Below are 25,836 nucleotides of genomic sequence, written 5' to 3' on the forward strand. Positions count from 1 at the left end.
CATGGCCAAGGTGAAGATTACCCAGACGGGTTCGCCCATCCGCCGCGACCCGAGCCAGCGTGCAACGCTGATCGGGCTGGGGCTCAACAAGATGCACAAGACGGTCGAGCTCGACGACACCCCCGAGGTGCGCGGGATGATCCGGAAGGTCCATCACATGCTGTCGGTCGAGGAATAATTCCTCCACTGCCAGTGACAGAATGAGGGAAGGGGGCTATCGGCCCCCTTCCTGTTTTTACCCCAATGTCAGCGCGACAAAAGCGAAAGCGAGTGCACGATCATGAAACTCAACGACATCCGCGATAACAAGGGCGCCCGCAAGGAGCGCGTACGCGTCGGCCGTGGCATCGGTTCGGGCGTGGGCAAGACCGCCGGCCGCGGCCAGAAGGGTGCCAAGGCGCGCTCGGGCGTCGCGATCAACGGCTTCGAGGGCGGCCAGATGCCGCTCCACATGCGGCTGCCGAAGCGCGGGTTCAACAACCCCTTCGCCAAGGACTATGCCGAGATCAACCTGGGCATGATCCAGAAGGCGATCGACCTGGGCAAGATCGAAGCGGGTGCGACGATCGACCAGGCGCTGCTGACCGCAACCGGCCTGACGCGCGGCGGCAAGGACGGCGTTCGCCTCCTCGCCAAGGGCGATTTCTCGGCCAAGCTGTCGTTCGTCGTTGCTGGTGCCTCGAAGGGCGCCAAGGAAGCCGTCGAAAAGGCCGGCGGTTCGGTCGAGGTGATCGAGCTGGTCTCGCCCGGCGAGAAGGCTGCCGCCAAGAAGGGTAAGGTTCGCCTCGAGCGGATCGCCGACAAGGAAGCCAAGAAGGCCGCCGCCAAGAAGGCGTAACCTTCTGTCTCCCCTCCCGCTTGCGGGAGGGGGCGGGGGAGGGTGTCGGCTAGAGCTTCGGTGCTCGCGGACAGGCCCTCCCCTAACCCCTCCCGCGCGCGGGAGGGGGATTTTGCGCGGCAGCTTGGACCGGCCGGGTTAGACAACGCGCCCCGACCGCCTATATGCACTCGCGACATGGGCGAAAGTTCCGCCCGCTGATTCCCGGGACACACCACATATGGCATCCGCAGCCGATCAAATGGCGACCAGCCTGAACCTGTCGAAATTCGGCAAGGCGACCGAGCTCAAGAAGCGGCTCTGGTTCACGCTGGGCGCGCTCATCATCTTCCGGATGCTCAGCTACGTGCCGCTGCCCGGCATCGATCCGACCCAGCTCAATCTGCTCGCGCAGCAGACGCAGGGCGGCGTCATGGATTTTTTCAACACCTTCTCCGGCGGAGCGCTCGAGCGGATGTCGATCATCGCGCTCGGCGTGATGCCCTACATCACCGCCTCGATCGTGGTGCAGCTCGCTTCCTCGCTCAGCCCCACGCTGGCGGCGATCAAGAAGGAAGGCGAGAGCGGGCGCAAGAAGCTCAACCAGTATACCCGCTACGGCACCGTCGGCCTGACCGCGGTCCAGGGCTATTTCATCGCGGTCGGCCTCGAGGCGTTCGGTGCCACGCAAGGCGCGCAGGCGGTGGTCGAGCCGGGCATGTTGTTCCGCATCAGCGCGGTCATTTCGCTGATCGGCGGCACGATGTTCCTGATGTGGCTGGGTGAGCAGATCACCAGCCGCGGTATCGGCAACGGCATTTCGCTGATCATCATGGCGGGCATCGTCGCGCATCTGCCGACGACGCTGGTCCAGCTGTTCGAAGGCGGCCGCACCGGCACGATGGACCCGGTTCGCCTGGTCGCCATCATGGTCGCGGTGATCGGGCTGATCCTGCTAATCTGCTTCATGGAGCGCGCCCAGCGCCGCATCCTGATCCAATATCCCAAGCGCCAGACCGCGCGCGGGGTGCAGGCCGAGCGCAGCCATTTGCCGCTCAAGATCAACACCGCGGGCGTCATCCCGCCGATCTTCGCCTCGTCGCTGCTGCTGATGCCGCTCACCGTCAGCCAGTTCGCCGGCCAGAGCGCGGCCAGCGGCGAGGGCGGGTTCATGAACGATTTCGTGATCGGGCTGAACCAGTACCTCACCCATGGCAGCCCGGTGTACATGCTGCTGTACGGCCTGGGCATCGTCTTCTTCTCGTTCTTCTACACCTCGGTGGTGTTCAATCCCGAGGAGACCGCGGACAATCTGAAGCGCTATGGCGGCTTCATCCCCGGCATCCGCCCGGGCAAGAGCACCGAGACCTATTTCGATTATGTGCTGACGCGGATCACCGTGATCGGTGCGGCGTACCTGACCTTCATCTGCCTGGTGCCCGAATATCTGGTGTCGGCACTCAGCATCCCCTTCTACCTTGGTGGCACTAGCCTTCTCATCGTGGTCAACGTAACCATGGATACGGTGACGCAGATCCAGTCGCATTTGCTGGCGCACCAGTATGGCGACCTGATCAAGAAGGCGAAGCTCAAGGGCGGTCGCGCGCGCTAAAGCCGCGCGCCCAAGCGTACGAATAGGGGAAGAGGCTTGAACATCATCCTGCTGGGACCGCCAGGCGCGGGCAAGGGCACCCAGGCGAGCCGGCTCGAACGCGAGCATGGCATGGTCCAGCTCTCGACCGGCGACATGCTGCGCGCGGCGGTGAAGGCGGGCACGCCGGTCGGGCTCGAGGCCAAGGCGGTGATGGATTCGGGCGGGCTGGTGTCCGACGCGATCGTATCGGGGATCATTGGCGAGCGGCTCGACGAGCTGCCCGCCGAGACCGGGGTGATCTTCGACGGCTATCCGCGTACCGCGGCGCAGGCCGAGGCGCTCGACACGCTGCTGGCCGATCGCGGGCGCGAGCTTCATTATGTGATCGAGCTGGTGGTCGACGAGGATGCGCTGGTCGAGCGGATCACCGGGCGCTTCACTTGCGGCAATTGCGGTGCGGGCTATCACGACGTGTTCAAGCCGACGCTGGTCGCCGGCCTGTGCGACGTGTGCGGATCGACCGAGTTCAAGCGCCGCCCCGACGACAATGCCGAGACGGTGCGCACCCGGATGGCCGAATATCGCGCCAAGACCGCACCGATCCTGCCGATCTACGACGCGCGCGGGCTCGTCACGCGGATCGACGGCATGGCCGACATCGCACAGGTGACCGCGGCGATCGAGGGCGTGCTGGGCGGGTAGGGGTAGGCTGGTGCCGGCCGTTGTCGGCTTGCCCAACGGATGATATCGTGGCCGGCATGGGCCAAGAGCACTTCCCTGTTGCGGAGCCGACCCGTTACAAGCTGACGGTAGAGGAGTTCCTTGCGCTCGATGATGCCGGCTTCTTTTTCGAGCACGGCCGTCATGAGCTGATCGATGGGGACATATATCAGATGAGCCCTCTGCATGTCCCCCATGCGCGCGCGTCGCGGGTGCTTTGTTCGCTGATCGAGGCGGCAATTAAAGAGGCTGGACTCCACCTGGAGGTCATCGGCACGGTTTCGATGCGGTTGGGCCATCATAGCTTGCCTGAGCCCGACCTGGTGGTGGTCGGACCCGAAGTGGGCGACAAATTCGTCGAGCTGGACGCTGCTCGGATCGCGATCGAGATTTCTGACTCCTCGTTAGGGCATGATCTCAAGCGCAAGGCGGCGCTCTACGGATCCTATGGGGTTGCTGAATATTGGGTCGTCGATCTCAATAACCGCGCGATCCACCAGATGACCGACCCGACGCCCGAGGGCTATGCCGGCGTCGGGGTCCATCCGTTCGGCGCACGCGTTGCATCGAAATTGGTTCCGCAAATCGTGCTTGACAGCGCCCGGCTCGCTTGACAGCCGACGACTCGCGGCTTAACTGCCAATCCTTCCGAAGCACCGGTCATCCCGGCGGCGCGTTTACGCGACCGTCGGTGTCGTTCGTTTCGGAATTAACGCTACGAGATGGGCGCGTGCTGCCATGCCGTGCCCGTGGAGCTGGGAGAATATAGTTCATGGCTCGTATTGCGGGTGTCAACATCCCGACCAACAAGCGCGTCGTCATCGCGCTGCAGTATATCCACGGCATCGGCCCCGCAAAGGCCAAGCAGATCACCGAGGCATTGAGCATCGTTCCCGAACGCCGGGTACAGGACCTCACCGACGCCGAAGTGCTGCAGATCCGCGAGACGATCGACGCCACCCACACGGTGGAAGGTGATCTTCGTCGCCAGACCGCGATGAATATCAAGCGTCTGATGGATCTGGCCTGCTATCGTGGGCTTCGTCATCGCAAGGGCCTGCCGGTGCGCGGCCAGCGCACGCATACTAATGCGCGCACCCGCAAGGGCAAGTCGAAGGCGATCGCCGGCAAGAAGAAGTAAGCTTGAAGCCGCGGCGGCATCGTCGCGGCTCGCTTACGCTATTCAGGATATCAGGACAGTAAAATGGCACGTGAACCGCAGCGCCTTCGTCGGCGCGAACGCAAGAACATCTCCTCGGGCGTCGCGCATGTGAACGCGAGCTTCAACAACACGATGATCACCATCACCGACGCGCAGGGCAACACGATCTCGTGGTCGTCGGCCGGCACGATGGGCTTCAAGGGCAGCCGCAAGTCGACTCCCTATGCCGCCCAGGTCGCCGCCGAAGACGCGGGCAAGAAGGCTGCCGAGCACGGCGTCCGCACGCTCGAAGTCGAAGTGAAGGGTCCGGGTTCGGGCCGCGAGTCGGCGCTTCGCGCGCTGCAGGCGGTCGGTTTCCAGATCACGTCGATCCGCGACGTGACCTCGATCCCGCACAACGGCGTTCGTCCTTCGAAGCGCCGCCGCGTCTAATTCGATTATGCGTGGGCGGGCGGCTTCGCAGCATTGCGAGCCGCGCGCCCACGCGGCTTTTCGGCGGGAGAGTCCCATTCCCGCCCAACCCAGGGGAAGCCTGTGTCTGTCAATGCAAAGAACTGGCAGGAGCTGAAGAAGCCCAGCGGTCTCGAAAAGAAGGCCGGTGGCGATACCAAGCGCAAGGCGACCTTCATCGCCGAACCGCTCGAGCGGGGCTTTGGCCTGACGCTCGGCAACGCGCTGCGCCGCGTGTTGCTGTCGTCGCTGCAGGGTGCTGCGGTCACCTCGATCAAGATCGAGAACGTGCTGCACGAATTCTCGTCGCTGGCGGGGGTCCGCGAGGACGTCACCGACATCGTGCTGAACGTGAAGCAGCTGGCGATCCGCATGCAGGGCGAAGGCCCCAAGCGGCTCCAGCTGTCGGCGACCGGTCCTGCGACCGTCACTGCGGGTGACATCGCCGTTTCGGGCGACATCGAAGTGATGAACCCCAAGCTGGTGCTGTGCCACCTTGATGAAGGCGCGACGCTCAACATGGAGCTGACGGCTGACGTCGGGAAGGGTTATGTGCCTGCGGCCGCCAACCGTCCGGCCGACGCACCGATCGGGCTGATCCCCATCGACGCGCTGTATTCGCCGGTGCGCCAGGTCAGCTACAAGGTCGAGAACACCCGCGTCGGGCAGGAGCTCGATTACGACAAGCTGACGCTGACGATCGAGACCGATGGCACCGTGACCCCTGACGATGCGGTGGCCTATGCCGGTCGCATTCTTCAGGACCAGCTGTCGCTGTTCGTCCACTTCGACGATTCGGCGATGACCCGCAGCGCGCCGGTTTCGGCGGGCCTGCCGGTTGCCGCTGCAGAAACGCCTGGCGATACCGCGACGATCAACCGTTACCTTCTCAAGAAGGTCGACGAGTTGGAGCTGTCGGTGCGTTCGGCCAACTGCCTCAAGAACGACAACATCATCTATATCGGCGATCTGGTTCAGAAGACCGAAGCCGAGATGCTGCGCACGCCGAATTTCGGTCGCAAGTCGCTCAACGAGATCAAGGAAGTGCTTTCGGGCATGGGGCTTCGCCTGGGGATGGAGATTCCTGGCTGGCCGCCCGAGAACATCGAAGAGATGGCCAAGAAGCTCGAGCAGGAAATCATGGGGTGATTGCAGCATCCCTTGCCGTCACCCCGGCGAAAGCTGGGGTCCATTGCGGCGAGGGATATGCGCTTCTCTTGAAGGCCCCAGCTTTCGCCGGGGTGACGGTTAATTTGGGTGGGCTGCCGTCCCCACCTGGTCTGGGGTCCCGTCGAACGGCCCCTTAACGAACGAAGGAAATATCATGCGTCATCGCGTAGGCGGCCGTAAGCTGCAACGGACCTCGGCACATCGCATCGCGCTGTTCCGCAACATGTCGGCTGCCCTCATCAAGCATGAGCAGATCACCACCACCGTCGCCAAGGCAAAGGAGCTTCGCCCCTATGTCGAGAAGTTGGTGACGCTGGCGAAGAAGGGCGGCCTGTCGAACCGCCGTCTGGCACATGCCCGGTTGCTCGACGATGCCCAGTTGATCAAGTTGTTCGACGTGCTGGCATCGCGCTATGCCGACCGCCCCGGTGGCTATACCCGCATCATCAAGGCCGGCCCGCGCGCTTCGGACGCATCGCCGATGGCGATCATCGAATTCGTCGATCGCGACGTCAGCGCCAAGGGCCTGGATTCGGGTCCGGTAATGTCGGACGACGATTACAGCGACGAGGGCTGATCGGCCTGAGGTCCTCCCGTCGCGGGGGGAATAGCTGACTTGCCAGAAAGGCCGTGCCCATTAGGGTGCGGCCTTTCTCGTTTCTGCGGAGATCCCCTTCATGCGTCGTGTTTCGCTCGCCCTCTTGCCGCTGCTGTTCGTCGCTCCGACCTATGCCGCTTCCGCCCCACAGGAGACCCGCGCCGCGATGCCGACGATCGATTACCCGCAGACCCGCCGCACCGACGTGGCCGACGAACAGTTCGGCGAGAAGGTCGCCGATCCCTATCGCTGGCTCGAGAACGACGTCCGCAACGATGTCGAGGTCGCCAAATGGGTCGCCGACCAGAACAAGCTGACCGACGCCTATATCGCGACTTTGCCCGGCCGCGACCTGTTTCAGGCGCGGCTGAAGGCGCTGTTCGATTACGAACGCTTCGGCGTGCCGACCAAGAAGGGCGGCCGCTATTTCTACAGCTATAATTCGGGGCTGCAGAACCAGGCTGTGCTGTATGTCCGCGACAGCGTCGACGGGCAGGGGCGGTTGCTGCTCGATCCCAATGGCTGGTCGAAGGACGGCGCGACCGCGCTGGGCGAATGGGAGCCTTCGGAGGACGGCAAGCATCTGCTGTACAGCGTGCAGGACGGCGGTTCTGACTGGCGGACGGTGCAGGTGCTCGACGTCGCGAGCGGCAAGCCGCTCGCCGACAAGGTCGAATGGGTGAAGTTCTCGACCCTGGTTTGGGCCAAGGACGGGTCGGGCTTCTTCTATTCGCGCTTCCCCGCGCCCGCCGCCGACCAGCAGTTCCAGGCACTGAACGAGAACCAGGCGGTGTATTTCCACAAGCTGGGCACCGCGCAGGCCGCCGACCAGCTGATCTATGCCACCCCCGAGACGCCCAAGCGCAGCCATACGGCGCAGGTCACCGACGATGGCCGCTATCTGGTGGTCACCACCACCGAGGGCACCGACAATCGCTACGAAGTCACGCTGATCGACCTGCAGGACGCCATGCGTACCCCGCGCAAGCTGGTGAAGGGGCTCGAGAACGAGTGGAGCCTCGTCGGCAACCAGGGGACGACCTTCTATTGGTCGACCAACAAGGACGCGCCGCGATCGAAGATCGTGACGATGGACGTCAGCGCCGCGACGCCGACCCCGCGCGACCTGATCGCCGAGGATGCGGCGGTGCTACAGGGCGCGGGCATCGTCGGCGGGATGCTGGTTGCCAGCTATCTGGTCGATGCCAAGACCGAGGTGCGGCGCTACGCGCTCGACGGCAAGATGGTGGGCAAGGTCGATCTGCCCGGGATCGGTACCGCGGGCGGCTTTGGCGGTGATCAGGACGATCCCGAGACCTTCTTCGTCTTCACCAGCTTCGCGACGCCGAGCACCGTCTATCGCTATGACGTGAAGACCGGCCAGGCGAGCCCATGGGCCAGCCCCAAGGTGGCGTTCGATCCGGCGAACTATGTCGTCGAGCAACGCTTCTACGCATCGAAGGACGGGACCAAGGTTCCGATGTTCGTGGTGAAGCGCAAGGACGTGACCGGCCCTGCGCCGACGTTGCTCTATGCCTATGGCGGTTTCAACGTGCCGGTGCTGCCGGGCTTCTCGGCTTCGCGCGTTGCGTGGATGGAGCAGGGCGGGGTGCTTGCGGTCGCCAACATTCGCGGCGGCGGCGAATATGGCAAGACCTGGCACGACGGCGGCCGCCTGGCGAACAAGCAGAATGTGTTCGACGATTTCATCGGCGCGGGCGAATATCTGATCGCCCAAGGCATCACCGGCAAGGACCAGCTGGCGATCCAGGGTGGGTCGAATGGCGGGCTGCTGGTGGGTGCGGTGGTCAACCAGCGCCCCGACCTGTTCGCCGCCGCGCTGCCCGCGGTGGGGGTGATGGACATGCTGCGCTTCGATCGCTTCACCGCCGGGCGCTATTGGGTCGATGATTACGGCTATCCATCGAAGGAAGCCGATTTCAAGGTGCTGCGCGCCTATTCGCCCTATCACAATGTCGCTGCGGGCAAGACCTATCCGGCGATCCTGGCGACCACCGCCGACACCGACGATCGCGTGGTGCCCGGCCACACCTTCAAATACACCGCAATGCTCCAGGCGAGCGACATCGGCCCCAAGCCGCACCTCGCCCGCATCGAAACCCGCGCAGGCCATGGTTCGGGCAAGCCGACCGACAAGATCATCGAGGAGACGGCCGATCTGTGGGCGTTCGCTGCCAAGTGGACTGGGTTGGAGGTGAAACCGGTTCGATAGGGAATGAGGTTGCGGTGAAAACGACTCGATATTTCACCGAGCAAGTTCTTCGGAAGCGACCCTATATCGACCCGGCCTGGTGCGAGGCAGCGATAGCTTCTCCGCACCAACGGGTCGTTCAGGAGGATGGCCGGCAGCGCTTGTGGATAGAGGTCGTTTTGCCGGGCGAAGCCGTATCGCGTATGCTGCGCGTCGTCGGCTTGAGGATGGCGAGACCGTGCACAACGCTTTTCTCGACCGCAACTTTCGGAAGGACATCGGATGAAGCTCCATTACTATGCCGATACCGACAGTCTCTATATTGAGCTGCAGGACGTCCCCGGCACCGAGTCACGTGAGATTTCTGAGGGCGTGATCGCTGATTTCGCTGGTGACGGGACGCTGGTGGGGCTCGATATTGATGGAGCCAGCCGGTTCGATTTGGGTTCGCTCGAAACGACGGGCGTACCGCTGGCACGCAAGGCCGCCTGACCCCGGCGGCGACAACCACCTTCCCCAACCCCGCCGGCGTCGCTATGCGCTTGCCATGCAAACCCCTTCGCAATCCATCCTGATCGTCGACTTCGGTAGCCAGGTCACCCAGCTCATCGCGCGCCGCGTGCGCGAGGCTGGCGTGTATTCGGAGATCGCACCGTTCACCACCGCCGCCGAAGCCTTCGAGCGGATGCAGCCTGCGGGGGTCATCCTGTCGGGCAGCCCGGCTTCGGTACTCGACGAGGAAAGCCCGCGGGTGCCGCAGGCGATCTTCGACAGCGGGCTGCCGGTGCTGGGCATCTGCTATGGCCAGCAGGTGATGATGCAGCAGCTGGGCGGGCAGGTGATGCGTGGCGAATCGGGCGAGTTCGGGCGCGCCTTTATCGAGATCGCCGATAGCTGCGCGCTGTTCGACGGGATGTGGGCCGAGCGCGAGACGCACCAGGTTTGGATGAGCCATGGCGACAAGGTGACCGAGCTCGCACCGGGCTTTCGCCCCGTCGCCGCCAGCGCGGGCGCGCCCTATGCGGTGATCGCCGACGATTCACGGCGCTATTACGCGATGCAATTCCACCCCGAAGTGGTCCACACCCCCGACGGCGGCAAGCTGATCGCCAATTTCGCGCGGCATGTCTGTGGCCTGTCGGGCGATTGGACGATGGCCGAGTTCCGCGACGCCAAGATCGCCGAGATCCGTGCGCAAGTGGGCAGCGGGCGCGTCATCTGCGGCCTGTCGGGCGGCGTCGATTCGGCGGTGGCGGCGGTGCTGATCCACGAGGCGATCGGCGAGCAGCTCACCTGCGTGTTCGTCGATCACGGGCTGATGCGCGCCAGCGAGGCCGATCAGGTGGTCAGCCTGTTCCGCAACCATTACAACATCCCGCTGGTCCATGTGAACGCCGAGACGTTGTTCCTGAGCGGGCTGGCCGGGGTCACCGATCCCGAAGCGAAGCGCAAGTTCATCGGCAAGACCTTCATCGACGTCTTCGAATCCGAAGCCAAGAAGGTCGGCGGCGCCGAGTTCCTGGCGCAGGGGACGCTCTATCCCGACGTGATCGAAAGCGTCAGCTTCACCGGCGGGCCTTCGGTGACGATCAAGAGCCACCACAATGTCGGCGGCCTGCCGGCACGGATGAACATGAAGCTGGTCGAGCCGCTTCGCGAATTGTTCAAGGACGAGGTGCGCGCATTGGGCCGCGAACTCGGGCTGCCCGACATCTTCGTCGGCCGGCATCCGTTCCCCGGGCCGGGGCTTGCGATCCGCATTCCGGGCGAGGTCACCAAGGAACGCTGCGACATCCTGCGCAAGGCCGACGCGGTGTATCTGGAGGAAATCCGCAACGCCGGGCTGTACGATGCGATCTGGCAGGCGTTCGCGGTGCTGCTGCCGGTGCGCAGCGTCGGCGTGATGGGCGACGGGCGTACCTACGACAATGTGCTGGCGCTGCGCGCGGTGACCTCGACCGACGGGATGACCGCCGAAGCCTTCAGCTTCCCCGGCGATTTCCTGCCGCGCGTCGCGACGCGGATCATCAACGAGGTGCGCGGCATCAACCGGGTAACCTATGACTATACCTCGAAGCCGCCGGGCACGATCGAGTGGGAATGAGCGCGGCGGTGGCGCTGCGCGGGTGAGCAAGAGGGCGCGAGCTGCCGGACCGTTGGCTGCGGCGCTGGCGGGTGCGCTGCTGCTCGCGGGCTGCGCGGGGCGCGATTATCGGCCGGTCGCCGATACGCCGGTCCGGATCGGGCCGCCCTACAAGGTGCGCGGGGTAACCTATGTCCCCGCCGCGGACCCACGCTATGACGAGCTTGGCTATGCCAGCTGGTACGGCAATGAATCGGGCAACCAGACCGCCAATGGCGAGCGGTTCCGGCCCAAGGGGATCAGCGCGGCGCACAAGACGCTGCCGCTGCCGAGCTATGTCGAGGTCACCGCGCTCACGACCGGGCGGACGATCCTGGTCCGCGTCAACGATCGCGGCCCGTTCGCGCGCGGACGGGTGATCGACCTGTCGCGCGGTGCCGCCGATCTGCTGGGGATGCGCGTGGCGGGGGGCGGTGCGGTGCGCGTTCGACGGGTCGATCCGCCCGCGCGTGACGCCGCGCGGTTGCGCGCGGGAAAGCCGGCTAGCGAACGGCCTACCGTCAGCGGCAGGGTGCTCGAAAATCTTCGCGCGCAATTGGCGGCGGGCGAGCGGGCAGGGCTGGTCGCACGGTAGCCGACGGCTTGGCAAGCTCGACTCGATAGGGTACCCCCCTATCCTATGGGACATATAGCTGCCGATAGCGATCGCATGACCGCGCGCGTCCGCCGGATCGCCGGGCAAGTCGCCGCGATCGAGCGCGCGATCGCCGCCGACGCGCCCTGCGCGACGACCATCCACCTCGTCGCCGCGGTGCGCGGCGCGGTAGCGGGGCTGATGGACGAACTGGTCGAGGAGCATTTGCGCGAGCATGTCGCGGCGCAGGGGCTGAGCGATGCCGAGCGGATTGCGGGGGCCGACGAGCTCGCGACGGTGCTGAAACGGCATTTCCGATGAGCGACGCCGTTGGACCGTCGCGAGTGGCGCATCCCTGCTCGCGCTCGCACGATTATCTGGGCGCGGCGCACGACGCCAATGCGCGGCGGACGCAATGGGTGGTGTTGCTGACCGCCGCGATGATGGTGGTCGAGATCGTCGCCGGCTATGCCACCGGATCGATGGCTTTGCTCGCCGATGGCTTCCATATGGCGACGCATGCCGGCGCGCTCGGGGTGGCGGCGATCGCCTATCGCTATGCGCGGCGGCACGCGCATGATCCGCGCTACAGCTTTGGGACGGGCAAGGTTGGCGATCTCGCGGGCTTCGCCTCGGCGCTGGTGTTGATGTTGTTCGCCGGCGGGATCGCGCTCGAATCGGCGCGGCGGCTGTTCGATCCGGGGACCGTGGCGTTCGGCGAAGCGACGGTGGTTGCCGTAGTGGGGCTGCTGGTGAACCTCGCGAGCGCGTTGCTGTTATCGGGCGGGCATCATCACGGGCATTCGCATGCGCACGACCATGCCGAGCACGGGCACGAGCATGACCATGCCGACCACGCGCATGGCCATGGGCACGACAATAATCTGCGCGCGGCCTATCTGCACGTGCTCGCCGATGCGCTGACCTCGGTGCTGGCGATCGTCGCGTTGCTCGCGGGGCGGTATCTGGGGTGGAACTGGCTCGATCCGGTGATCGGGATCGTCGGCGCTGCGGTGATCGCGCATTGGTCGTGGGGTTTGTTGCGCGATACCGCGGCGGTGCTGCTCGATGCGAGCGACGAGGCGCTGGTCGCCGATCTGCGCGCGCGGGTGGAGGCGCCGGGAGACGTTCGCGTTACCGACCTGCATGTGTGGCGGATCGGCGCGGGGGCGCGGGCGGCGATCGTCGAGGTGACGGGCGCCGATGCGGGCGCGCTGGCGCGGGCCCGGCTCGCGGGCGCGGCGGTGGCGCATCTGTCGGTCGCGGTGCGCTGACACGACAACGGCGCGGTCCTCGGGGGACCGCGCCGTCATGCAGCAAGCGATTATTGTGCGGGCTGTGCCGGTGCCGCGCCGCCATTTTCGGCCTGGACGGCGGCCGAGATCTTCGCCTGGAGCGCCGTATCGCTCTGCATCGTCTGCGCGATCTGGTTAAACTTCGCTGGATCAAGTCCGGTCGCTTGGACCTTCTCGGCCATCTGGGTCTGCTTGTCGGCCGCCGCGATCGTCGTGTCCTTCTGGATCGCCTCGACTGCGACCACCGCCTTGGCGAACTTGCTCACATCGGTATCGCTGATCGGGCCCGAGGCGGTCGCGGGAGCCGCGGTTGCCGGGGCGGTCGAGCTCGTCGGTGCACCCGTTGTGGGGGCGGGCTGCATCTGCGCATCGGGCGACGTCTGCGTCGGCGCCATGCTCTGCGCAAATGCAGGTGCAACAACTGCCATCATGCCGGCAGCGATCAGCGTGCGATTGAAAGTATTCATGTCGGTTCTCCGAGCAGTTGATACGGTGTCATTGAATTACCGAACCCAGATCGGGAGCCGCCCCGCGCGGCGCAACGTCGACGCGGCGAGCGGTTGCTTGCGCGCGATCGGCATCGCAAAGAAATCATCTCATCGCAGCTCGATACCGCTTCGTCCGCGGTCCATGATATTGGCCGACTAGCTTTTTCCGCCCGCCACAGCTTCGGCCCTGGCGAGCACGCGTAGCACGTTGCCGCCCGCCAGCTTCGCGAGGTCGGCGTCCGACCAGCCGCGCTGGATCAGCTCGGCGAACAGCAGCCGCCAGCCATCGGCGCCCTTCATCCCCTCGGGGCCGGTGCCGCCGATGCCGTCGTAATCGCCCCCCAGCCCGACATGATCGCGCCCGGCGATGCGCGCGATATGCTCGACATGCGCCGCGACGTCGGCGGCGGTGACTCGCGGGGCGGGGTTGGCGGCGGTCCAGGCGCCCATGCCGGCATCGTCGGTTTCGATTCCCAGCCGCTTCGCTTCGGCGCCGCGCTTCGCGTTCCATTCGGCATAGGCGGCCGAGACGAACACCGGATAGACATTGACCATCACCACGCCGCCATTCGCCGCGGTCAGCCGCAGCACGTCGTCGGGCACGTTGCGCGGGTGCGGGTTCACCGCGAAGGCGTTCGAATGCGAGAAGATCACCGGCGCGCGGGTGGCGGCGAGCGCGGCCTTGGCGGTGTCGGCCGAAACGTGGCTGAGATCGACCAGCATGCCGATCCGGTTCATCTCGGCGATCACCTCGAGGCCAAAGGGGGTGAGGCCGCGGACATTGGGGGTGTCGGTGGCGCTGTCGGCCCAGGAGACGTTCTTCGAATGCGTCAGCGTCATGTAGAGGACGCCCGCCTGGCGATAGTCGCGCAGCAGCGACAAATCGTTGTCGGCGATCTGGTGAGCGCCTTCTATCCCCATCAGCGAGGCGATCCGCCCCGCCTGCCGCGCGGCGCGGACCTCGGCGCTGGTGGTGGCGAGCGCGAGGTCGTTGGGGTAGCGCGCGACCAGCCGGCGGACGAGCGCGATTTGCTCGCGGGTGGTCTTCACCGCCTCGGCGCCGGTGATCGTCGCGGGGATCCAGAGCGACCAGAATTGCCCGCCATAGCCGCCCGCGCGTAGCCGGGCGATGTCGGTCTGGACGGGGGGAACGAGCTTGTCGCCATTGGCCGAGAGGTCGGTGGTTTCGACCCTGCCGCCATGCTGGTCGCGCAATTCCCACGGCAGGTCGTTGTGGCCATCGACCACCGGCCGGGTGGCGAGGAAGCGTTCGAGCCGCGCGGCGGCGTCGGGAGTGGGGCTGGGGCTGGCGGTCTGCGCCAGTGCGGGGGCGGCAAGAACCAGTGCCAGCGAAACCCCAAGCAATCTTTTCATATCGTACCCACCCCGGCCATGTCGCGCAAAGCGCGCATCATGTCGCGGGGGAGGGGCGATGCATAGGCCGAACCTGCCCCCCGCCCGAAAAGGGCAGGGAGCAAGCCGGTACTTCAGAAGCGGGCGGTGAGCTGCCCGCCGTAGAAGCGCGGTTCGGCGCGGATGAAGGTGGGGATGCCGAAGCCGCCCCCGGTATTGCCCGCGTCGAGCAGATATTCTTCGTCGGTGGCGTTGCGGATGAAGCCCGCCAGCTCGAAACGCTCGTCCATGAAGCTGACGCCCGCGCGGGCGTTGACCAGGGTCACCGGCCCCTGCGAGATCGCCAGATTGTTGGGCACCTCGAAGAAGATGCGGCTGCGATAGGTGACCGTCGGGGTGGCGAAGAAGCGCATCCCGTTGCCGACCGGGGCATCGATCGTGAAGCCTGCCGCTGCCTGCCATTCGGGCTGGAGGCGGAAGCGCGCGCCCGAGAAGGTGGGGGCGAAGTTGTTGCCCTCGTCGATCCCGCCATCGATGTACGATCCGTTGGCGAACACGTTGAGCCACGAGGTCGGACGGACGCTGAGTTCGGCCTCGACGCCGAGGTTGCTCGCGGTGCCCGCGCTCTGCGTCTGGGTCATGCCGGTGGGCAGCTGGACGCTGACCTGGAAGCCGTCATATTTCTGGTAATAGACGCCGAGCGTTCCCGAAACCGGGCCGACATTGCCCTTGATCCCGCCCTCATAGTTCCAGACGATTTCCTCGGGAACGACTTGCAGGTTGCGCGCAGGGCCGCTGGCGGCGTTGCGGGCGTTGACCTGCACCACTGGCGAGCGGCGGCCCTTCGACACGGTGGCGTACACGTTGATGTCGTCCGACAGGCGAAGCAGCGCATTGAAGCGCGGCAGCACCGCAGCAAAGCTTTCCTGCGCGAAGAAGGTCTGACCGCGCGTGTCGATCTGGCCGGGGATCAACGACGCGGCGTTGGTGAGGCGAGTGCGCGGCACCCGCGCGAAGAAGCCCGACTTGCGCTGTTCGATCAGCACGCGGACACCGGCGGTGAGTTCGAGCGCGGGCATCGGGATCCAGGTGGTGTCGGCGAACACCGAATAGCTGTCGTTCTGCCCCTGATTCTCGAACACCGAACTGTAGGGCACCTGCGTGAGCCGGCCCTGCGAAAGGATCGCGGTCGCCTGCGCTGCCTGAACCTGCCCGGCGGCGTCGATGCACGGGATATTGAAGCCCAGCGCAGCGGTGGCATTAGCGGCGCATTCGAGAAAGATGCCCTCTTCGGCCGAGAATGGCACGTTCTGGATCGAGTCCTCGATGAACACGTTCCAGCCGAACGACGCGCGCCATTGCGGGTCGTTGTAGTTGAAGCGGCCCTCGTGGCTCGCCTGCCAGCCCTTGGCGAGTTCGGCGAATTCGAGATACCAGGCCGCCGAACCATCGGCGTCGAAGATTTCGAGGCTGTCGAAGTCGCGGTAGCCGTTGACGGTGGTGAAGGTCAGGCTGTCGGTCAGTTCGTAGCTGGCGGTCAGGTTGAAGTCGTACACGTCGCGATCGAGGCCGAGCTGATCGGCGCCCAGCACCGCCGCCGAATCGGGTGCGCCGCCAAGGTTCGCCTGGCCGAACGGATTGCCGGGACCCGCCTGCGTGGGCAGCGCGCGCGAGACGAACGGGGTGCCGCCGTTGCGCTGGCGGTCATAGGTGCCGATAATGTCGAGCGTGAAGCGGTCGGTAGGCGTGTAGCGGATCGAGGCGCGGATACCGAGCTGGTCCTGCGCGTACAATTCCTCGTCCTGGTTGGGCGAGAGGTTTTCCACGAATCCGTCGCGCTTCTTATATTCGAAGGCGATGCGGCCGGCGAAGACGTCCGAGCCGCCGTTGATGAAGCCCGACAGGATCGTCGAGTCATAATTGCCATAGCCCGCGGTGATCGCGCCCGAGAAACCCTCGCGCGGGCGCGCCGAGGTCATGCTGATCGCGCCGACCGCCGATGCGGTGCCGAACAGCGTCGCCTGCGGCCCCTTGATGACCTCGATCCGCTCCATGTCGTAGATCGCCTGGTACGACCCGCGCGAGCGCGCGATGTCGACGCCGTTGTAATAGAGCGTGACGCGCGGCGCCTGCTGCGACGACCCCGAGTCCGAGGTGATGCCGCGGATCACGATGCCAGGGTTGTTCGCGCTCTGCTCCTGGACGTTGAGGCCCGGGATGAAGTTCGACAGCTCGTCGAGATCGCTGACGCCGAGTTCGGCCATCCGTTCGCCCGACACCGCCGAGATGGTGATCGGCACGTCGACCAGACGCTGTTCGATCTTCTGCGCGGTGACGATGATCTCGTTCGAATCCTCCGCCGGCGCGTTGGGGGTTTCGACGTTATCCTGCAGCGCCGATTGCGCGAAGGCGGGCATGGCGAAGGCGGTGGACGCGAGCAGGACGGCCGCGAGCGAAAGGCGATGTGGCATTGGTAACCCCCGTTGATTCGAGGGAGCCTTTGCGCGCCGGTTATGAATGCTGCGCTGCAAAGCCGTGACGCGCGCGTTACAACGCGTGACGCTTCGATGACAGCAAGGTTGGCAGGACGCCCAAGGGACGGTCAGAAGGGCAGGATACCGCGATATTGTTCGAGCGGCGGCGCGCCGGGGAGCAGTGCGCCCTGGCGCAGCAGGAAGATGTGGCGGACGATCTCGGCCTGTTGTTCGAGCCCGTAGCGCGACAGCCGCCAGCCGGGCTTGAGGCTGTACTCATAGCGGCAGAAGGGGTGGCGCCGCAGCGGCAGGAAGATGCCCTGCTGGTGCTGCCAGATATGCGTCATCTCGTGCAGGAACAGCCCCTGCGCGTCGCGCCCGCTATGCGCGAAATCGTCGCAATAGAGGCCACCCTCTGGGTGGAAATGGATGCAGCCGGTGGGGGCCATCGTGACGCGCTTGGGCTGGAAGAACGCCCATTTGCGGTTGGCGATCGTAGCGCGCGCATAATCGATCGCGTTGCCGAAGATGCTGCTGGCGAGCGCGATCTCGCCGGGGGTGAGCGGTCGTTTCATCGCGGTCGCAGCGTCACCGATTGCGCGAGCCGGTCGCAGCGTCCGGCGATGTCTTCGGCGACCGGGCTGGTGCAGACGATGCGGATATAGCCGCCGCCTTCGAGGAAGCGGATATGCTGGCGCAGCGTGATCGTCCGCGCGCGATCGACCGCGGTGGCGGCGACGGTGTGGAGGCTGCCGTCGCTCGAAACCGCCGCGCCAAGCACCGTCAGCCGGCTGAGTTCGGGGGTGGCCTCGACCGCCTTGCGCGCGAAATCGGCGCGGTCGGCGACGGGCACCGCGCCGAGGCTGCCGGCGACGACCACCAAGGGCTGCGCGCCATCGGTATCGACGTCGAGCGGGCCTTCGGTGAGCAACAACCCCGATCCCATGAGTGTGCGCACCGGCCGAAACCCGGCGCGATTGCCGACGGTAAAGGGCAAGGCCGCGATCGACGTTTCGAGTTCGGCGGCGCCGCGTAGCCGCACCGATCGCAGCGCTGCCTCGAACCCCGGCGCCGCTGCCGATGCGGTGGCGGCGGGTGCCTGCGCGGTTACCAGCGCGGTGGCGGTCTTGCCGCCCGCGAGCAACAGCCATTTGGTGTAGGCGATTCCGCCCACCGTCTGCGCGCCGCGATAGAGCCGCGCAGGGGTGCCGTCGGCGACGGTGATCGCCTCGCCCTTGCCGGTCAGCGTCACGCCATTGGGCAGCCTGCCGCCGGGTGCGGTATCGAGCCGCCGCACCATCTCGTCGAACGCGGCGGGGGGCAGTTCGGCGAGCACGATCGATCGCTGGGTGGCGATATCCTCGAACCCGGTATAGCCCGCCGCCTCGGCCATGCCCGGCGGCGGGGCGAGGCCGATCGCGCCTTGCTGCGGATAGACCGCGGGCGATGCCTGCACGACAGCGGTCGCCAGCGCGGCGACCAGCAGCTTCATTCGGGGGCGCCTTCGCCCGCGCCGACGATCCGCGCGGGGACATCGAGCTCGCGGCCCGAGGCGAAGACCAGTTTCAACCGCGTTTCGTTGCCCGCCTGCAGCCCCGGCGTCATCTCGAACAGCATCACATGCCGCCCGCCCGGCGCGAAGCTCGCCGGCTGGCCCGCCTTGAGCGGCACCGTCTCGAGCGCGTTCATCGTCATCATGCCGCCCGCGCCCGCCATGCTCTCATGCAATTCGGCGCGCTTGGCGACCGGGGTCGATACCGCGGTCAGCGCATCGTCGCGGCCCGCGGCCTCGATCGCGAAATAGGCGGCGCCAGGCCGGCCGGCGACCGCGGGCAGGCGGATCCACGCTTCCTCGACGCTGATTTGATCGGACGGACCGCAGCCGGCCAGCACGGCGAGCAACGCGATCGAAAGCGAGAAACGGCGCATTGGCGTGCCTTTTGCAGGAGCCCAGGAAATCTGCGGTTTCGTCTAACCGCACGGCAATCTTGCGGCAAGGCGAACCCAACCTATATCGCGGTTTGGATTTGGTTCCATGGCCGGCGGGAACGGGCATGGGGCTTTCGTCAATCTGTTCAGACCTTTGGGGGCCTACGAGGGACTATGGCTAAAGTAATCGGAATCGATCTCGGCACGACCAACAGCTGCGTTGCAGTGATGGAGGGCGGCAAGCCCAAGGTGATCGAGAATGCGGAAGGTGCGCGCACCACGCCGTCGATCGTCGCCTTCGCCAAGGACGGCGAACGACTGATCGGCCAGCCGGCCAAGCGCCAGGCGGTCACCAATCCCGACAGCACGATCTTTGCGGTCAAGCGGCTGATCGGTCGCCGCTTCGACGATCCGGTGACCAAGAAGGACACCGAGCTCGTCCCCTACACCATCGTGCGCGGGCCGAATGGCGACGCCTGGGTGAAGGCGGGTGGCGAGGAATATTCGCCGTCGCAGATCAGCGCGTTCACGCTGCAGAAGATGAAGGAAACCGCCGAGGCGTATCTGGGCGAGACTGTCACGCAGGCGGTGATCACCGTGCCGGCGTACTTCAACGACGCCCAGCGCCAGGCGACCAAGGACGCGGGCAAGATCGCCGGCCTCGAAGTGCTGCGCATCATCAACGAGCCGACCGCGGCTGCGCTGGCCTATGGTCTCGACAAGGACACCAACAAGACGATCGCGGTGTATGACCTTGGCGGCGGCACCTTCGACATCTCGATCCTCGAGATCGGCGACGGCGTGTTCGAGGTGAAGGCGACCAACGGCGACACCTTCCTGGGCGGCGAGGATTTCGATTCGACCGTGGTCCAGTTCCTGGCCGACGACTTCAAGAAGGCCGAGGGGATCGACCTCACCAAGGACAAGCTGGCGCTGCAGCGGCTGAAGGAAGCCGCCGAGAAGGCCAAGATCGAGCTGTCCTCGGCGCAGACGACCGAAGTGAACCTGCCCTTCATCACCGCCGACGCCAATGGGCCGAAGCATCTGGTCAAGTCGATCACCCGCGCCGATCTCGAGCGGATGGTCGACGGGCTGATCCAGCGCACGCTCGGGCCGCTCAAGAAGGCGATGGCCGATGCCGGCGTCAAGAATGACGGCATCGACGAAGTGGTGCTGGTCGGCGGCATGACGCGCATGCCCAAGGTCCGTGAAGTCGTGAAGAACTTCTTCGGCGGCAAGGAGCCGCACACCGGCGTGAACCCCGACGAAGTCGTGGCGATCGGTGCGGCGATCCAGGCGGGCGTGCTGCAGGGCGACGTCAAGGACGTGCTGCTGCTCGACGTGACCCCGCTGTCGCTGGGCATCGAGACGCTGGGCGGCGTCTTCACCCGGATGATCGATCGCAACACGACGATCCCGACCAAGAAGAGCCAGGTCTATTCGACCGCCGACGACAATCAGCAGGCGGTGACGATCCGCGTGTTCCAGGGCGAGCGTGAAATGGCCGCCGACAACAAGATGCTCGGCCAGTTCGACCTGGTCGGCATTCCCTCGGCGCCACGCGGCGTGCCGCAGATCGAGGTCACCTTCGACATCGACGCCAACGGCATCGTCAACGTGTCGGCCAAGGACAAGGGCACCGGCAAGGAGCAGCAGATCCGCATCCAGGCATCGGGTGGCCTGTCGGACAACGACATCGACCAGATGGTGCGCGAGGCCGAGCAGTTCGCCGAGGAAGACAAGAAGCGCCGTGCGGCGGCCGAGGCGAAGAACAACGCCGAGAGCCTGATCCACACCACCGAGCGCCAGCTTGCCGACAATGGCGACAAGGTCGACGCCTCGCTCAAGAGCGAGATCGAAGCCAAGATCGCCGAGGCCAAGGCCGCGGTCGAGAGCGGCGATGCCGAGGCGATGACCGCCAAGTCGGGTGAACTCGCGCAGGTCGCGATGAAGCTGGGCCAGGCGATCTACGAAAAGCAGCAGGCCGACGAGGCCTCGCCGCAGGCCGCGGCCGACGCCCCCGCGCAGGAGGACGTCGTCGACGCCGAATTCTCCGAGGTGGACGACAACCAGAAGGCGTAAACGAACCCCGCCCCCTCTCCCCTCCGGGGAGAGGGCCGGGGAGAGGGGCAGTTCGAGGGGGGCGTTGCGTTTTTGGCTGCCCCTCTCCCAACCCGCATCGGGTGAACAGTGCCCCGCACTGTTCAGGCCATGCCGGGGGCATGGCCGCCCCGACGCGCCCCGGAGGGGAGAGGGCTATTTAGATGACCACCGAAGATTATTACGAAGTGCTCGGCTGCGAGCGCACCGCCGACGGGGCGACGCTCAAATCGTCGTACCGCAAGCTCGCGATGCAATATCACCCCGACAAGAATGGCGGGTGCAAGGACAGCGAAGCCAGGTTCAAGGCGGTCAGCGAAGCCTATGAGGTCCTGAAGGATCCGCAGAAGCGCGCGGCCTATGACCGCTACGGCCATGCCGCGTTCAAGCAGCATGGCGGCGGGGGCGGCGGCGGCGGCGCCCATGACTTTTCGGGCTTCAGCGACATTTTCGAAAGCATGTTCGGCGAATTCGTCGGCGGCCAAGGCGGTGCGCGGCGGCAAACGCGGCGCGGCGCCGATCTGCGCTACGACATGGAGATCACGCTCGAGGACGCCTTCAACGGCAAGCAGACCGAGATCACCGTCGACGTATCGGGGCTGTGCGACACCTGCGGTGGCAGCGGCGCCAAGCCCGGCACCGTCGCGCGCGGCTGCACCACCTGTGCCGGCCACGGCAAGGTCCGCGCACAGCAGGGCTTTTTCGTCGTCGAGCGGACTTGCCCCACCTGCCACGGCGCGGGCGAGGTGATCGCCGATCCGTGCAACACCTGCCGCGGTGACGGGCGGACCGACAAGACGAAGACGCTGAGCGTCAACGTGCCCCCCGGCGTCGATGAGGGCACGCGCATCCGCCTGACCGGCGAGGGCGAGGCGGGGCCGCGCGGCAGCCCGGCGGGCGACCTGTATATCTTCCTCCACGTCGCGCGGCATGCGATCTTCACGCGCGAGGGCACCACGCTCCACGCGCGCGCGCCGGTGAGCTTCACGACGGCAGCATTGGGCGGCGAGATCCACATTCCCGGTCCCGATGGCACGCATCACACGATCCGTGTCGCGCCGGGCACGCAGAGCGGGCGCGAAGTCCGCCAGCGCGGCGCCGGGATGCCGGTGCTGCAGGGCCGCGGTCGCGGCGATCTGGTGGTGCGGATCGAGGTCGAGACGCCGACCCGGCTGACCGGGCGCCAGCGCGAATTGCTCGAGATGTTCCGTGATACCGAAACGGGCGAGGAATGCCCCGAGACCAGCGGCTTCTTCGCCAAGATGAAGGCGGCGCTGGGGGGCTGACGCGGCGGGGCGCCCGTCGCGGCGCCCCGTTGCTCACTTTGGCGATGGCCTCGCGCTATCTTATCCCCCGAACGGGGAGAGGTTGGGAGCGCGCAGCCAGGTTCAGCGCGTCTCCATGCGGATGCCGACGCGGAACGAGCGGCCCAGCAGGTCCGAATAGGTGCTGTTGGCGGCAAGCCCGGTTTCGGGCAGCAGCAGCGGTTCGCGATCGAACACATTGGTGACGTTGATGAAGAACTGCGCCTCGGCCTCGCCCATGTCGATCTTCTGCGTCAGGTTGAGATCGGCATAGAACAGCCCCGACACGCTATTGTCGTCATAGGTGAAGAAATTGGGATCGTTCGCGGGGCAGGCGGTGGTGCATTCGATGCCGTTGGCGGCGTATTTGCCCGCGCTGATCCCGCGGCCCACCGCGGTGATCGAGAAGCTGGGCGAATCATAGCTGGCGCTGAAGCGATAGATCCAGTCGGGGGTGCTGAACTGGCCGCCGTTCACGCCTACGCTGTTGAGCACTACCGTCCCAGGGACGCCGCTGTCGTACAGATTGTCGATATAGCGGGTCGCGACGCCGCGCAGCGTGAAGTTGCCCGCAGCCTGCGCGAAGATCCGCTCGAGCGGGAGCCGGTAGCTGGCGTCGATATCGACCCCGCGCACCAGCTGGCTGGCGGCGTTGAACGGCTGGCTGCGGATCAGCAGATAGGGCTGGTTGGGCGCCGAACGGATCGGATCGAAGCTGATCGCATCGCAGAAGCTCTGCTGGTCCTGCAGATAGCAAAGATCGGCGATCTGTTGCGCGCTGAAGGTGCTGATCGCCTGTTCGAGATCGATGCGGAAATAATCGACCGACAGGTTGAAGCCCGGAACGAAGCTCGGCGAGAGCACCACGCCCGTGTTCCACGAATTGGCCTGTTCGGGGCGAAGCGCGGGGTTGCCGGTGACGAAGCCCGAATAGCCATAGTTCGCCGGGCCATTGAGCCCGTCGGGGGTGTAGGTGGGGTTGCGGATCGAATCGCTGTTCGCCGAGCCGCCCTGGAACAGGTCGTTGAGGTTGGGCGCGCGGATGTCGCGCGAGCGGGTGACGCGAAGCCGGATGTCGTCGATCGGCTGCCAGGTCGCGCCCGCCTTCCAGGTGGTGACATAGCCCGCGGTCGAATAGCTGGTCGCGCGCACCGCGCCGTTGAATTCTAGCCCGAAGCCCAATGGCACGACGGTTTCGAGATAGGCTTCCTTGACGTTGTAGTTGCCGGTGGTGGGGAGGTAATTGCCGACCGACCAGGCGTTGCTGGTGGTTGGGCGGCCGCTCGAATCGGTGGTTGGGGTCGGCTGGAACTGCGCAGGGACGAAGCCGGTGATCCGCTCCTCGCGATATTCGGCGCCGAACGCGATGCTGACATCCCCCGCCCAGGTGGCGAAGGGGGTGACCGAGGCGTTGGTGGCGATGTTGTACTGCTCGACCACTTCGTCGCGATAGGGATCGCCGAGCGCATAATCGAACACCGCGGGGTTGGCGACGCCGAGCCCCAGGCGGTTGAGCGCGACGCAGGCGGGATCGTTGTTCGCGGCATTGGCATCGACGTTGATCAGGCACTGGATCGACCCCGGCGCATAGCCCGCGGCGTTGCCCGCGGGCGCGAAGGCGGCAGCGGTTGCGTTGGCCATCCGCTGGTTGTTCATGATGTTGCGCAGCTGCTCGCGAAGCTCGGCGCGGCCATATTGCGCGTAGAGGTTCCAGGTCGCGCGCTTGCCGAACACCTCGGTGTCGCCCTCGGCGCCGAGCGCATAGCGCTGCACCTCGCGCTTGTTGTCGACCGCGCGGAAGGGCAGGTCGGCGGCGCTGGTGGCGAGCGTCACGCTGGTGATGCCGGTGAGCGCCGCAGGGCCGAGCGTGTTGTAGAGGAAGGCGTTGCACGTCGTCGGCGCGGCGGCGGCGGTGGCGGCGGTGCCGCAGCCGGTGGCGTTGAGCGTGATGCCGGTGGCAAGATTGGGACCGGCGTTGAAGAACACCTCCTGCCGGTTGTACGAGCCTTCGGCGAACAGCTCGATCCCCTCGGCGATCTCGTAGCTCAGCCGCCCGAACAGGCCGTGACGATCGTCCTGCGGGTCGAGCCCGATCCGGCGGCCGGTATCGTTGACCCGCCAGTCGCCACCCTGGGTGAGCGTCGGCGCCGCGGTGCCGGTGCGCGCGGGGAAGGTGAGGTCACCATATTGATATTGGCTGACCTGCCCGTTCGCGCCGAAATAGAGCCCGCGCAGCCGGTTCGCGGTGCCGCCCGCCGAATTGGTGATGATGCCGCCGGGGGTCGAGTTGGCGGCGCCGACCTGGCGGCGGATCAGATAGCGCGGGGTGGTGCTGGCGGTGGTCCAGGCGGGGTCCTGGATACGGACATAGCCGGTCGCGTTCCAGTCGCGATCGACGTCGAAGATGCCGTCGCGATGCGCCACTTCGGCGCTGAGCAGCAGATGCCCGCGATCGTCGGCGCCGAACGACAGCCCGCCCGCGACGCTTAGCGAGTAGTTGGCACCATCCCCCTTATCGGTGATGCCGCTGTCGATCGCGACCTTGAGCCCGGTATAATCCTTGTCGAGCACGAAATTGACGACGCCCGCAACCGCGTCCGACCCATAGGCCGACGACGCGCCGCCGGTGACGACCTCGACGCTGCGGATCAGCGCCTGCGGGATGGTGTTGACGTCGACCAGGCCGGTGACGGTGGAGCCGACGCTGCGGCGGCCGTCGAGCAGCACCAGCGTCCGCTCGGCACCCAGGTTGCGCAGGTTGAGCGCGTTGATTCCCGCCTGGCCGCTCGACAGGTTGAGCCGCGAGTTGGAGGGGCGGGTCGAGCCAGCGAGCGAGGGGAGCTGGTTGACGAAATCGGCGATGTTGTTGCTGGGCGAGGTGTTCTGGATGTCCTCGAGCGTCAGCACCGTGACCGGCGTCGGCGCCTGGAAGCCGTCGCGGACGATCCGCGAGCCGGTGACCACCAGGTCCGGATCGGTGGTGGCGGGATCGGTAGCCTCGCTCTGCACGTCGCTGGCCGCGGTCTGCGCCAGCGCGGTAGCGGGCATCAGGCCGGCGAGCGCGAGCGCGGCGAGGCTGGCCTGCGTGGCGATGCGAACGGAAAGCGGGCGGTTGGCGTGCATCGAAATCCCCCTGATAGTCCAAGCGATGCCGGGCGGGTTGCCCGCATCGTCGCTTCGTCTTGCTGTCGCCCCGGATATGTCCTTGGGTAGCGGGCAGCCCCTCCCGATCGTCATCATCCCGTCATCGGCTGGCGTTAACGGCGTTGTGATAGTGCAAGGCTCGCGCGAACCCCGTCAAGGCGAGCGGGGCTTCTTTGCGTTGCCCCCGCCATAGCCTGAGGGCATGGACGCTCCAAAAATCGCTACTGGGCGAACGATAGTTGCGCGCCATAGCCCGGCGGCATGACCCGGCCAGTGGTTGCGATATGCTGCGCGGCGCGGATCGGATAG

The 25,836-nt window shown here is 66.0% G+C and carries 24 protein-coding genes; 17 read left to right on the forward strand and 7 right to left on the reverse strand.

What is annotated here, in order from left to right; translation table 11 throughout:
• Position 1 precedes the first annotated feature (1 nt).
• The 15 genes from rpmD (at position 2) to dmeF (ending at position 12,714) form a co-directional block, all read left to right on the forward strand.
• Positions 2–178, forward strand: coding sequence for a 50S ribosomal protein L30 (gene rpmD / locus OKW76_RS15605; RefSeq protein WP_033921099.1), 177 nt, complete (start codon positions 2–4; stop codon positions 176–178).
• Positions 179–280: 102 nt separating this feature from the next.
• Entirely contained in the window at positions 281–838 is a 558-nt protein-coding gene (gene rplO / locus OKW76_RS15610) for a 50S ribosomal protein L15 (RefSeq protein WP_265549840.1), read from the forward strand.
• Positions 839–1,058: 220 nt separating this feature from the next.
• Positions 1,059–2,429, forward strand: coding sequence for a preprotein translocase subunit SecY (gene secY / locus OKW76_RS15615; protein ID WP_265549842.1), 1,371 nt, complete (start codon positions 1,059–1,061; stop codon positions 2,427–2,429).
• Positions 2,430–2,465: 36 nt separating this feature from the next.
• On the forward strand, positions 2,466–3,113 hold the full coding sequence (locus OKW76_RS15620) for an adenylate kinase (RefSeq protein ID WP_265549844.1): 648 nt from the start codon (positions 2,466–2,468) through the stop codon (positions 3,111–3,113).
• 56 nt (positions 3,114–3,169) lie between these two features.
• Positions 3,170–3,745, forward strand: coding sequence for a Uma2 family endonuclease (locus OKW76_RS15625; protein ID WP_265553035.1), 576 nt, complete (start codon positions 3,170–3,172; stop codon positions 3,743–3,745).
• Positions 3,746–3,903: 158 nt separating this feature from the next.
• The gene (gene rpsM / locus OKW76_RS15630; protein WP_265549846.1) at positions 3,904–4,272 is read left to right on the forward strand and encodes a 30S ribosomal protein S13; all 369 of its coding nucleotides are present in this window, start codon (positions 3,904–3,906) and stop codon (positions 4,270–4,272) included.
• Positions 4,273–4,335: 63 nt separating this feature from the next.
• Positions 4,336–4,725, forward strand: coding sequence for a 30S ribosomal protein S11 (gene rpsK, locus OKW76_RS15635; protein WP_033921091.1), 390 nt, complete (start codon positions 4,336–4,338; stop codon positions 4,723–4,725).
• A 102-nt stretch (positions 4,726–4,827) separates the two neighbouring features.
• Positions 4,828–5,892, forward strand: a complete 1,065-nt coding sequence (locus OKW76_RS15640; RefSeq protein WP_033921090.1) for a DNA-directed RNA polymerase subunit alpha — start codon at positions 4,828–4,830, stop codon at positions 5,890–5,892.
• A gap of 175 nt (positions 5,893–6,067) precedes the next feature.
• Entirely contained in the window at positions 6,068–6,490 is a 423-nt protein-coding gene (rplQ, locus tag OKW76_RS15645; RefSeq protein ID WP_265549849.1) for a 50S ribosomal protein L17, read from the forward strand.
• Positions 6,491–6,590: 100 nt separating this feature from the next.
• On the forward strand, positions 6,591–8,744 hold the full coding sequence (locus OKW76_RS15650) for a prolyl oligopeptidase family serine peptidase (protein WP_265549851.1): 2,154 nt from the start codon (positions 6,591–6,593) through the stop codon (positions 8,742–8,744).
• A gap of 261 nt (positions 8,745–9,005) precedes the next feature.
• Complete coding sequence (locus tag OKW76_RS15655) at positions 9,006–9,215, forward strand: DUF2283 domain-containing protein (protein WP_265549853.1); 210 nt, start codon at positions 9,006–9,008, stop codon at positions 9,213–9,215.
• Positions 9,216–9,270: 55 nt separating this feature from the next.
• Positions 9,271–10,827, forward strand: a complete 1,557-nt coding sequence (gene guaA / locus OKW76_RS15660; protein ID WP_265549855.1) for a glutamine-hydrolyzing GMP synthase — start codon at positions 9,271–9,273, stop codon at positions 10,825–10,827.
• Between the two features lie 52 nt (positions 10,828–10,879).
• Entirely contained in the window at positions 10,880–11,440 is a 561-nt protein-coding gene (locus tag OKW76_RS15665) for a septal ring lytic transglycosylase RlpA family protein (protein WP_265549857.1), read from the forward strand.
• Positions 11,441–11,485: 45 nt separating this feature from the next.
• Positions 11,486–11,761 (forward strand): metal/formaldehyde-sensitive transcriptional repressor, encoded by a 276-nt coding sequence (locus OKW76_RS15670; RefSeq protein WP_265549859.1) that lies wholly within the window; start codon positions 11,486–11,488, stop codon positions 11,759–11,761.
• On the forward strand, positions 11,758–12,714 hold the full coding sequence (dmeF, locus tag OKW76_RS15675) for a CDF family Co(II)/Ni(II) efflux transporter DmeF (protein WP_265549861.1): 957 nt from the start codon (positions 11,758–11,760) through the stop codon (positions 12,712–12,714). The genes OKW76_RS15670 and dmeF overlap by 4 nt, the downstream gene beginning before the upstream one ends.
• A 50-nt stretch (positions 12,715–12,764) precedes the next feature.
• Here the strand turns inward: dmeF and OKW76_RS15680 are convergent, their stop codons facing one another.
• The 6 genes from OKW76_RS15680 to OKW76_RS15705 form a co-directional block, all read right to left on the reverse strand.
• Positions 12,765–13,202, reverse strand: a complete 438-nt coding sequence (locus OKW76_RS15680) for a DUF4168 domain-containing protein (protein ID WP_265549863.1) — start codon at positions 13,200–13,202, stop codon at positions 12,765–12,767.
• 177 nt (positions 13,203–13,379) lie between these two features.
• Positions 13,380–14,597 (reverse strand): dipeptidase, encoded by a 1,218-nt coding sequence (locus tag OKW76_RS15685; protein ID WP_265549865.1) that lies wholly within the window; start codon positions 14,595–14,597, stop codon positions 13,380–13,382.
• Positions 14,598–14,710: 113 nt separating this feature from the next.
• Positions 14,711–17,047: a TonB-dependent receptor gene (locus OKW76_RS15690; protein WP_265549867.1), complete on the reverse strand. Its 2,337-nt coding sequence runs from the start codon at positions 17,045–17,047 to the stop codon at positions 14,711–14,713.
• 131 nt (positions 17,048–17,178) lie between these two features.
• Positions 17,179–17,625 (reverse strand): vgr related protein, encoded by a 447-nt coding sequence (locus OKW76_RS15695; protein WP_265549869.1) that lies wholly within the window; start codon positions 17,623–17,625, stop codon positions 17,179–17,181.
• On the reverse strand, positions 17,622–18,542 hold the full coding sequence (locus OKW76_RS15700; protein WP_265549871.1) for a hypothetical protein: 921 nt from the start codon (positions 18,540–18,542) through the stop codon (positions 17,622–17,624). Before OKW76_RS15700 ends, OKW76_RS15695 begins: the two co-directional genes overlap by 4 nt.
• Positions 18,539–18,979 (reverse strand): copper chaperone PCu(A)C, encoded by a 441-nt coding sequence (locus tag OKW76_RS15705; RefSeq protein ID WP_265549872.1) that lies wholly within the window; start codon positions 18,977–18,979, stop codon positions 18,539–18,541. The genes OKW76_RS15700 and OKW76_RS15705 overlap by 4 nt, the downstream gene beginning before the upstream one ends.
• Before the next feature lie 174 nt (positions 18,980–19,153).
• Here OKW76_RS15705 and dnaK point away from each other — a divergent pair, with 174 nt between their 5' ends.
• Positions 19,154–21,061, forward strand: a complete 1,908-nt coding sequence (gene dnaK / locus OKW76_RS15710; RefSeq protein ID WP_265549873.1) for a molecular chaperone DnaK — start codon at positions 19,154–19,156, stop codon at positions 21,059–21,061.
• A gap of 182 nt (positions 21,062–21,243) precedes the next feature.
• Positions 21,244–22,365 (forward strand): molecular chaperone DnaJ, encoded by a 1,122-nt coding sequence (gene dnaJ / locus OKW76_RS15715; protein ID WP_265549874.1) that lies wholly within the window; start codon positions 21,244–21,246, stop codon positions 22,363–22,365.
• A gap of 102 nt (positions 22,366–22,467) precedes the next feature.
• Here dnaJ and OKW76_RS15720 read toward each other — a convergent pair whose 3' ends face one another.
• A complete protein-coding gene (locus tag OKW76_RS15720; protein WP_265549876.1) occupies positions 22,468–25,506 on the reverse strand; it encodes a TonB-dependent receptor domain-containing protein in 3,039 nt (1,012 codons plus the stop codon).
• Positions 25,507–25,836: the final 330 nt, after the last annotated feature.

The organism is Sphingomonas sp. S1-29, from assembly GCF_026167545.1.
Taxonomy (GTDB): Bacteria; Pseudomonadota; Alphaproteobacteria; order Sphingomonadales; family Sphingomonadaceae; genus Sphingomonas.

Bases quoted from the DNA above. Each gene is read 5' to 3' on its own strand.
- rpmD (WP_033921099.1), top strand. From the start codon at position 2: ATGGCCAAGGTGAAGATTACCCAGACGGGTTCGCCCATCCGCCGCGAC.
- rplO (WP_265549840.1), top strand. From the start codon at position 281: ATGAAACTCAACGACATCCGCGATAACAAGGGCGCCCGCAAGGAGCGC.
- secY (WP_265549842.1), top strand. From the start codon at position 1,059: ATGGCATCCGCAGCCGATCAAATGGCGACCAGCCTGAACCTGTCGAAA.
- OKW76_RS15625 (WP_265553035.1), top strand. From the start codon at position 3,170: ATGGGCCAAGAGCACTTCCCTGTTGCGGAGCCGACCCGTTACAAGCTG.
- rpsM (WP_265549846.1), top strand. From the start codon at position 3,904: ATGGCTCGTATTGCGGGTGTCAACATCCCGACCAACAAGCGCGTCGTC.
- rpsK (WP_033921091.1), top strand. From the start codon at position 4,336: ATGGCACGTGAACCGCAGCGCCTTCGTCGGCGCGAACGCAAGAACATC.
- rplQ (WP_265549849.1), top strand. From the start codon at position 6,068: ATGCGTCATCGCGTAGGCGGCCGTAAGCTGCAACGGACCTCGGCACAT.
- OKW76_RS15650 (WP_265549851.1), top strand. From the start codon at position 6,591: ATGCGTCGTGTTTCGCTCGCCCTCTTGCCGCTGCTGTTCGTCGCTCCG.
- OKW76_RS15655 (WP_265549853.1), top strand. From the start codon at position 9,006: ATGAAGCTCCATTACTATGCCGATACCGACAGTCTCTATATTGAGCTG.
- guaA (WP_265549855.1), top strand. From the start codon at position 9,271: ATGCAAACCCCTTCGCAATCCATCCTGATCGTCGACTTCGGTAGCCAG.
- OKW76_RS15670 (WP_265549859.1), top strand. From the start codon at position 11,486: ATGGGACATATAGCTGCCGATAGCGATCGCATGACCGCGCGCGTCCGC.
- dmeF (WP_265549861.1), top strand. From the start codon at position 11,758: ATGAGCGACGCCGTTGGACCGTCGCGAGTGGCGCATCCCTGCTCGCGC.
- OKW76_RS15680 (WP_265549863.1), bottom strand. From the start codon at position 13,202: ATGAATACTTTCAATCGCACGCTGATCGCTGCCGGCATGATGGCAGTT.
- OKW76_RS15685 (WP_265549865.1), bottom strand. From the start codon at position 14,597: ATGAAAAGATTGCTTGGGGTTTCGCTGGCACTGGTTCTTGCCGCCCCC.
- OKW76_RS15690 (WP_265549867.1), bottom strand. From the start codon at position 17,047: ATGCCACATCGCCTTTCGCTCGCGGCCGTCCTGCTCGCGTCCACCGCC.
- OKW76_RS15695 (WP_265549869.1), bottom strand. From the start codon at position 17,625: ATGAAACGACCGCTCACCCCCGGCGAGATCGCGCTCGCCAGCAGCATC.
- OKW76_RS15700 (WP_265549871.1), bottom strand. From the start codon at position 18,542: ATGAAGCTGCTGGTCGCCGCGCTGGCGACCGCTGTCGTGCAGGCATCG.
- OKW76_RS15705 (WP_265549872.1), bottom strand. From the start codon at position 18,979: ATGCGCCGTTTCTCGCTTTCGATCGCGTTGCTCGCCGTGCTGGCCGGC.
- dnaK (WP_265549873.1), top strand. From the start codon at position 19,154: ATGGCTAAAGTAATCGGAATCGATCTCGGCACGACCAACAGCTGCGTT.
- dnaJ (WP_265549874.1), top strand. From the start codon at position 21,244: ATGACCACCGAAGATTATTACGAAGTGCTCGGCTGCGAGCGCACCGCC.
- OKW76_RS15720 (WP_265549876.1), bottom strand. From the start codon at position 25,506: ATGCACGCCAACCGCCCGCTTTCCGTTCGCATCGCCACGCAGGCCAGC.